Here is a 6,488-nt window from a genome sequence, read left to right as displayed (position 1 = left end):
ACCGACATCCCCTGGCCCATAAGCGACCGCGGGCCCCCGTCCTGCCCGGCCAGGCCCATACCGCCCCCCTCATGTCAGACGCCCCGACAGCCACCTATCCGGCTACCCCTGAATCACCGCCACACTCCTGGCCCTGACGCACCGGCAAGCCGATCAGCGACCTCGATGACGCGCGGCCTTACCTGGTCGGGTGAAGTCGCCGGAGGGGGAGAACTTCGGCGGGCGTTGTTGGCGTCGTGCCGTACATGAAGCAGGCCGACGACGCGCATGTGGCGTTGCCCGGCCGCCTGGCCGTGGTGGAGGTCGCGGCGGCCGACGACGCGACCGCGTTCGCCGTCCAGGAGCTGCTCGCCGCGCAGTGCGCGGTGGCGCCAGCGGACCGTACAGACCCGGGAGCCCGGCGAACCCGGCCTGCAGCTGCGGCTCTTCCTGGACATCCGCCACGAAGCCTGGAGCGTAGCGACAGCCCCTACGCGGGGCCTTCCTCGTGCCGGACGGCGGGACGGCTCATAGGCTGGAGGCGCTCGGGGCGCGACGCGGAGGTCAGCCATGCCCCGAACCATCTGGTCCGGCGCCATCAGCTTCGGCCTGGTCACCGTGCCGATCCACGTGGTGAGCGCGACCGAGGACCACAGCATCCGATTCCACCAGGTCCACCTGGAGGACATGAGCCGGGTGCGCGTGCGGAAGGTCTGCGAGATCGAGGACCGGGAAATTCCGGCCTCGGAGATCGGCAAGGGGTACGAGGTATCCAAGACGCAGATCGTCCAGGTCACCGACGAGGACCTGCGGCAGATGCCGCTGCCGACCGCGAAAGCCGTCGAGATCCACGCCTTCGTGCCGCTGGAGTCGATCGACGCGATCCAGCTCGCTGAGGGCTACTACCTGCAGCCCGACGGACAAGTCGCGGCCAAGCCCTACAAACTCCTTCGCCTGGCGCTGGAACGCTCGTCGAAGGTGGCCATCGCCAAGTACGCCTGGTCCGGCCGGGAACGCCTCGGACTGCTGCGGGTGCGTGGTGAGGCGATCGTTCTGCACGCGATGCGCTGGCCCGACGAGATCCGCGACCCGTCCGAGCTTGCGCCGACGGCGACCGAGGTCACCGACGAGGAGATCTCCGAGGCGGAATACCTGATCGACCGGATGACCCGCGACGATGTCGAAGGCCCCGACTTCACCGACCGCTACACCGAGGCGATCGCGAAGGTGATCGAGGCGAAGCGGGACGGCCTCGAACCGCCCAAGACGGCCGAACCGGCCGCTGCACCGGGCCGGGTCCTCGACCTGATGGCGGCCCTGCAGGAATCCGTCCGCAAGGCCCAGGCCTCCCGGGGTGAGGACGCCAGCGTCCACGAGATGCCGGCCGGGTCCTCGAAGAAGGCCACGGCCAAGAAGACCGCGAGGAAGACGCCCGCCAAGAAGGCTCCCTCGAGGAAGCCGCGGCGCAGCGCGTAGCGAGCGCTCCGGCATTTCACCGTGCCGGTGGTCTGCCGACCCCGGTCACCCACATTTGGGTGACTCCGATGGCGCAGGACGCTACCCCTGCCATCGCCCTTCCCGGAGGCTTCCTTCAACAACGCCGGGTGCGCACGGGCGGGCGGCCAGGTGCCTCAGCGCGCTGACCTGCCGTGGTCGGGGTCATGGTCGGCCTGCCCACCACCGTGGTCGGGGCGGTGGTCAGGGCGTGTCGCCTCTCCTCCGGGCCCCAGCTGTGGTGGGGATCCAGTCCATCCAGGCCGGACCCTCCGACGTCAGGCCCGCCGACGGAACAGGCCGCGGAGCCCGCCCGGGTGCTGGTCGTCGTCCGGTTCCAGCTCCGCCTGTGCGGCTGCGGCCCGGACAGGACACGCGGGTTGTCGGTCAGCAGCTGGAGAGCGCGTCAACAGGCCACCGCAGGGGCGTCCATCCACGCCGGTATCCGAGCATGCATCATGATCGGATACCGGCGGCGCACAAGGCGGGGAAAGACGATGGCAGTTCCAGCAGAAGCTGAATCCCACCAGCTTGTGGGCCGCGGCGAGAGCTTCGCAGCCATCCGGCGGACTGATCATCTTCTTGAACGGCACATCCAGTTCGGGAAAGTCGAGTATCGCCAAGGAGCTCCTCCCGGTCCTGGACGACACGTACTTCCACATGCGGGTGGACGCCTTCCACGCCATGCGGGCACGACGGGACATCACGCCGGACGATCTGCCCTCCATGCTCCGGCACACCTGGATGGGCTACCACCGCGCGGTCGCCGGCATGGCTGCAGGCGGCAACAACATCGTGGTCGACCACGTCCTGAGCGAGCAGTGGCGTCTGCTCGACTGCCTCGCCCTATTCGCCCCCCAAGACGTGGTACTGGTCGGAGTGCACTGCCCCTTGCCGGAACTGCAGCGGCGCGAGCACGAGCGCGGGGACCGTCCGCCAGGGCTGGCCGCACGCCAGATCACCCAGGTCCACGCCCACGGCCTCTACGACATCCAGTGCGACACGAGCACCGCCAGTCCGGCCGACTGCGCTCAGCAGATCAAGAACTTCCTACCGCACCGTCCGACCCCCACCGCCTTGAGAAACTGAGGGCGAACCCCCGGCCGGTCAGCCACCGGTCGGCTGACCGCCCATCCGAATGCCCGGCTCAGGCGAGCGCGGACAATGAGTGGGCCAAAATACTGGAATCCGCCGTTACCGATGGGGATGAAAAAGGTGACACAAATGCGCTCACCAGAGCGTAAACCCGACCGTATCGGGTCCATCGTGGCGGCCGTCACGAGCGTGAGCAGCATGTATCTGGCTCACCTCGCGATGCCGAAATTGTCACTCGGAATCCTGGTCATTCCCGGAATTCTCCTCGGGGCAGCCATCGCGATAGTGGTGCGCAAGCCGAAGAGAAACCGATAGCGGACTGGTATAAGAAGCCGTATCTCTACCGATCATGAGGGCGGTTCTGATCGAACGGGATGCCTGGGCGGGTGATCTCGGCCGGGTGGGCGCATGAAGGCAGGGCAGGCGACTGCGGGCACGGCGGCGCTGACGCAGGGGACGGGCAAGGGCCCAGGTGGGTGGGGGCTCAGGAAGGGACGGCGGGCAGGCGCCACCGTTGATGGCCCGAGTGAAGGTGGCGTAGTCGTCCTTGGTCTGTTGGGCGTAGCCGGGAGGCGAGGCGTGGTGCCGGGGTCGACGTCGTCGCCCCCGCGCTGGGACGCAGCCGCGGTACGGGCATCCCTCGCCGGCTGAGAACGCCCAATGGTGGCTGCGGCGGCGCACCTGCCCGGTGCCATTTGCTACGGGACTTCGCATGAGCTGGTCGCCGACCCCACGCGCGTGTTCACGAGTTCGCTTCCAGCGTCCCACGCCTACCGGCGGCCGCCACTTCGAACGACCGCGGCCCCGGCCGGGCCGCCGGGGATGCGGGCGCTGCCTCGCCGGGCCGATGCTGGAAAGCGGCGTGACAATGAGAGACGTCCGCCGTTCCCACTCGATTCTGGGAGGCTTCCGTGAGCGACCTCGAATTCGAACAGAAGCGGACGCTGTCACGCGTCGAGGCGGCCGACCAGATCGAAGCCCTGGCAGCCGCGCTCAGACGTGGTGGCCAGGCGGAGCTGGAACTGGGCCCCGGTCGGCTGACGGTGCGGATCCCGGACGAGTTCCGCACCGAGATCGAGGTCGAGCTGGAGGACGGCGAGATCGACCTGGAGATCGAACTGTCCTGGCGGACGCCGCAGGCGGACCGGGCGGCGGACGATTCCTAATGAGGATGTCAAGCCGCGAGGGTGACGGGCGGTGTGGGTTGGTAGCACCGTCCGTCACGCAGGAGAGCCCACAACACGTCGGCGCGCGAGGGCCATGACGGCTTGGCTGTGTCGTTTGCCTTCAGCGCGCTTGCGGTCGTAGAAGCGACGGGACTCGTCGCAGCAGCGGATGCTGATCAACGCGGAGGTATAGAAGACGCGTTGGACGCGGCGGTTGTAGCGGGTGGACCTGTGCAAGTTGCCGCTGACCTTTCCCGAGTCGCGTGCGACGGGGGCGACGCCGGCGAATCCGGCGAGCCGGTCGGCGCTGTCGAAGGTGCTCAGGTCACCGCCGGTGGCAGCGAGGAACCCGGCTCCCAACAGCGGGCCGATGCCCGGCATGCCGGCGATCACTTCGGCATGGCGGTGCTGGCGAAAGCGGCCCTCGATGAGCTTGTCCGTCTCGGCGATCTTCTCGTTGAGGGCCGTCACCTCCTTCGCGATGGAGTGGACGACCTGGGCGGTCATCTGCTCGCCGGGCAGAGCGGTGTGCTGGCCCTCGGCGGCCTGGACGGCTTTGTCGGCGAGCTGCTCGGGGCGGACGACCTTGCGGTTGCGCAGCCAGGTCGTCAGCCGTCGGGTGCCGGCTCGGCGGATGGCGGCCGGGGTCTGGTAGCCGCTCAGCAGCACCAGCGGGCCGACGTTGGTCAGGTCGAGCTCGCGCTCCAGGCCGGGGAAGATCTCGGTGAGGTGGCCGCGGAGCCGGTTGACGGTGCGGGTGCGGTCGTCACTGAGGTCGCGGCGGCGGCGCGTGAGGACCTTCAGCTCGGCCACCAGCTCGTCGGTAGGCCGCAGCGGTGCCAGGTCACGGCGGATGCGGGTCTGGTCGGCGATGACGGCCGCGTCCTTGGCGTCGGTCTTCCCGTCGCCCCGGTAGCCCTCCGAGGCGCGGTTGACGGTCCGGCCGGGTATGTAGAGCAGCGGCTGGCCGTGGTTGAGCAGGACAGCGATCACCAAGGCGGCCCCTCCGTCCGCCAGGTCGATGCCCCACGTTGCTTCGTCGCCGAGGCCGAGGACATCGGCCAGGAGATTCAGCAGCTCCGTCTCCTCGTTGGCCACGCGCCGCGACAGCAGCCGCTTGCCGGAGTCGTCGATCACCACGCAGTGGTGATCGGGTCTTCCCGGCGTCGATACCCGGCGCTCACCCCTTTCCGTCGTCATCTGGCTCCGGGAGGGACACTGGTGATCGTCATCACAGCTACGGCGGGAGTGTTGGCTTCTGGTCTGCTCCGTTGGGCAGCCCTCACGATCAGCCAACAAGATCGTCGTCGCACAGCCCTGTCCGGCAATGCCACGGCAGCAACTCGCCAGCCTGCTCTCGCAGAGCCTGGAGCCGTCCGCGGTTCTCTTCCACGACCATCAGGATTTCGAATGCGGTGCCCGCGTCCATGACGGACCTGCCGGAGACCACCTCTCCATACAGCAGCCACTGCCCCCGGGCCGTGATCTCACGACACAGCTCCGGCAAGTCCAGCTCCTGGGCGGCAGAACCGAAGTCCGTACCTCCACCAGCGACCATGAGTTGCACAAGGTCGAGGAACTGAGTTCGAGCCTGCAGCGGGACGTTGTCCGCAAGAGCTGCCAGAGCTACCGAGGCCACCGCAGGAGCCGGCCCGAAGAGCGTAGGCGAGCTCCAGGCGCGACCGTCAAGAGCGCCCGCTACCCCCCGCGACTGGCCACGAGCGACCTCCAGCAGGAGCTCCGCCACGTGCTCGGCGGACCGGCCACATCCGCAGTCCATACCAGCCCAGGCCAACGGGAGTTGCTGCAGCTGCCTGCCGTCTCATGGCGCGCCCTGAGTCGTCCGGGGCCGAACCTGTAGCCGACCACCGCGCTGAGTCCGGCCGATCCGGGAGCGATGCTCTCGCGCCGCTGGCGCAGGGTGGCGCTGGCAGCCGGAAGTTCGAGGCGGGTTCGGTCACCAGCACGCCGATCCCCGCACCGAGCTCTACCGCGTCCTGGAATCCATGGCTGATGCGCTGTTTTCACCCCGCCCCGAGGGGGGTGAATCTCTCTTCACAGGCACATGGGAAACTCACCGCATGACTCCCAGGCCCGTTGTTCGTGCAGTCGCACTGACTGCCATCGTCACTCTCGGTTCGCTCTCTCTGTCCGCCTGCGGCAGCGGCAAGTCCGGGGGCGGCGGTCAGACGAACTACGTAATGAGCACGGACGGCATCGCAAGAGTTGCCAAGGCAGAGCGGAAAACTGCCGGACTGATCAAGGGAGAAACCCTTGAAGGCAAAAACCTCGATGTCGCCGATTTCAAGGGGAAGGTCGTAGTGATCAACGTATGGGGTTCTTGGTGCCCACCATGCCGAGCTGAAGCCCCGTACCTCAACAAGGTTGCCAAGGAAATGAAAACCAAGGGTGTTCAATTCGTTGGCATTAATACCCGCGATAGTGGAAAATCTCAACCCAAGGCATTCGAGGATGAATATAATATTTCGTACCCGAGCCTTTACGATCCAACCGGAAAGGTTCTACTGTCTGGATTTCCGAAAGGTACGGTCAGCCTTCAGGGACTTCCGGCCACTATAATTCTGGATCAAAACGGAAAAATAGCAGCCAGGGAATTTGGTGGACTCGACGACACTAAGCTGCGCAAGATGATCGACCCCGTGGTTAAGGGAAACTGAACTAGTCGAAATCCGTTTCCAGACTTTCGGTCATGGCAACCTCGCCACGTTGTGGGCCCCACCGTCAAGTGGGGCC

Annotated in this window: 5 protein-coding genes and 2 pseudogenes; 5 read left to right on the top strand and 2 right to left on the bottom strand. The window is 67.0% G+C overall.

Annotation, left to right across the window (positions count from 1 at the left end):
- Positions 1-245 precede the first annotated feature (245 nt).
- From ACIRB1_RS44680 to ACIRB1_RS44665, 4 genes and pseudogenes are all read left to right on the top strand, one after another.
- A pseudogene (locus ACIRB1_RS44680) lies at positions 246-329 on the top strand (DUF6207 family protein); the annotation flags it as partial.
- A gap of 220 nt (positions 330-549) precedes the next feature.
- Positions 550-1,455, top strand: coding sequence for a Ku protein (locus ACIRB1_RS44675; RefSeq protein WP_403469724.1), 906 nt, complete (start codon positions 550-552; stop codon positions 1,453-1,455).
- 594 nt (positions 1,456-2,049) lie between these two features.
- Positions 2,050-2,562: a chloramphenicol phosphotransferase CPT family protein gene (locus tag ACIRB1_RS44670; RefSeq protein ID WP_403469734.1), complete on the top strand. Its 513-nt coding sequence runs from the start codon at positions 2,050-2,052 to the stop codon at positions 2,560-2,562.
- 917 nt (positions 2,563-3,479) lie between these two features.
- On the top strand, positions 3,480-3,734 hold the full coding sequence (locus tag ACIRB1_RS44665) for an amphi-Trp domain-containing protein (protein WP_403469723.1): 255 nt from the start codon (positions 3,480-3,482) through the stop codon (positions 3,732-3,734).
- Positions 3,735-3,742: 8 nt separating this feature from the next.
- Here ACIRB1_RS44665 and ACIRB1_RS44660 read toward each other — a convergent pair.
- Both ACIRB1_RS44660 and ACIRB1_RS44655 read right to left on the bottom strand, forming a co-directional pair.
- A pseudogene (locus tag ACIRB1_RS44660) lies at positions 3,743-4,934 on the bottom strand (IS110 family transposase).
- An 88-nt stretch (positions 4,935-5,022) separates the two neighbouring features.
- Positions 5,023-5,373 carry a hypothetical protein gene (locus ACIRB1_RS44655; RefSeq protein ID WP_403469722.1) on the bottom strand — a complete coding sequence of 117 codons (351 nt, stop codon included), beginning with the start codon at positions 5,371-5,373 and terminating at the stop codon, positions 5,023-5,025.
- 442 nt (positions 5,374-5,815) lie between these two features.
- Here ACIRB1_RS44655 and ACIRB1_RS44650 point away from each other — a divergent pair, with 442 nt between their 5' ends.
- On the top strand, positions 5,816-6,412 hold the full coding sequence (locus tag ACIRB1_RS44650; protein ID WP_403469733.1) for a TlpA family protein disulfide reductase: 597 nt from the start codon (positions 5,816-5,818) through the stop codon (positions 6,410-6,412).
- Positions 6,413-6,488 lie beyond the last annotated feature (76 nt).

Source organism: Streptomyces sp. NPDC096013, from assembly GCF_044763565.1.
In the GTDB taxonomy this organism is placed as follows: Bacteria; Actinomycetota; Actinomycetes; order Streptomycetales; family Streptomycetaceae; genus Streptomyces.
The sequence above is the reverse complement of the archived record's forward strand: the minus strand, read 5'-3'. Positions and strand labels throughout refer to the sequence as shown.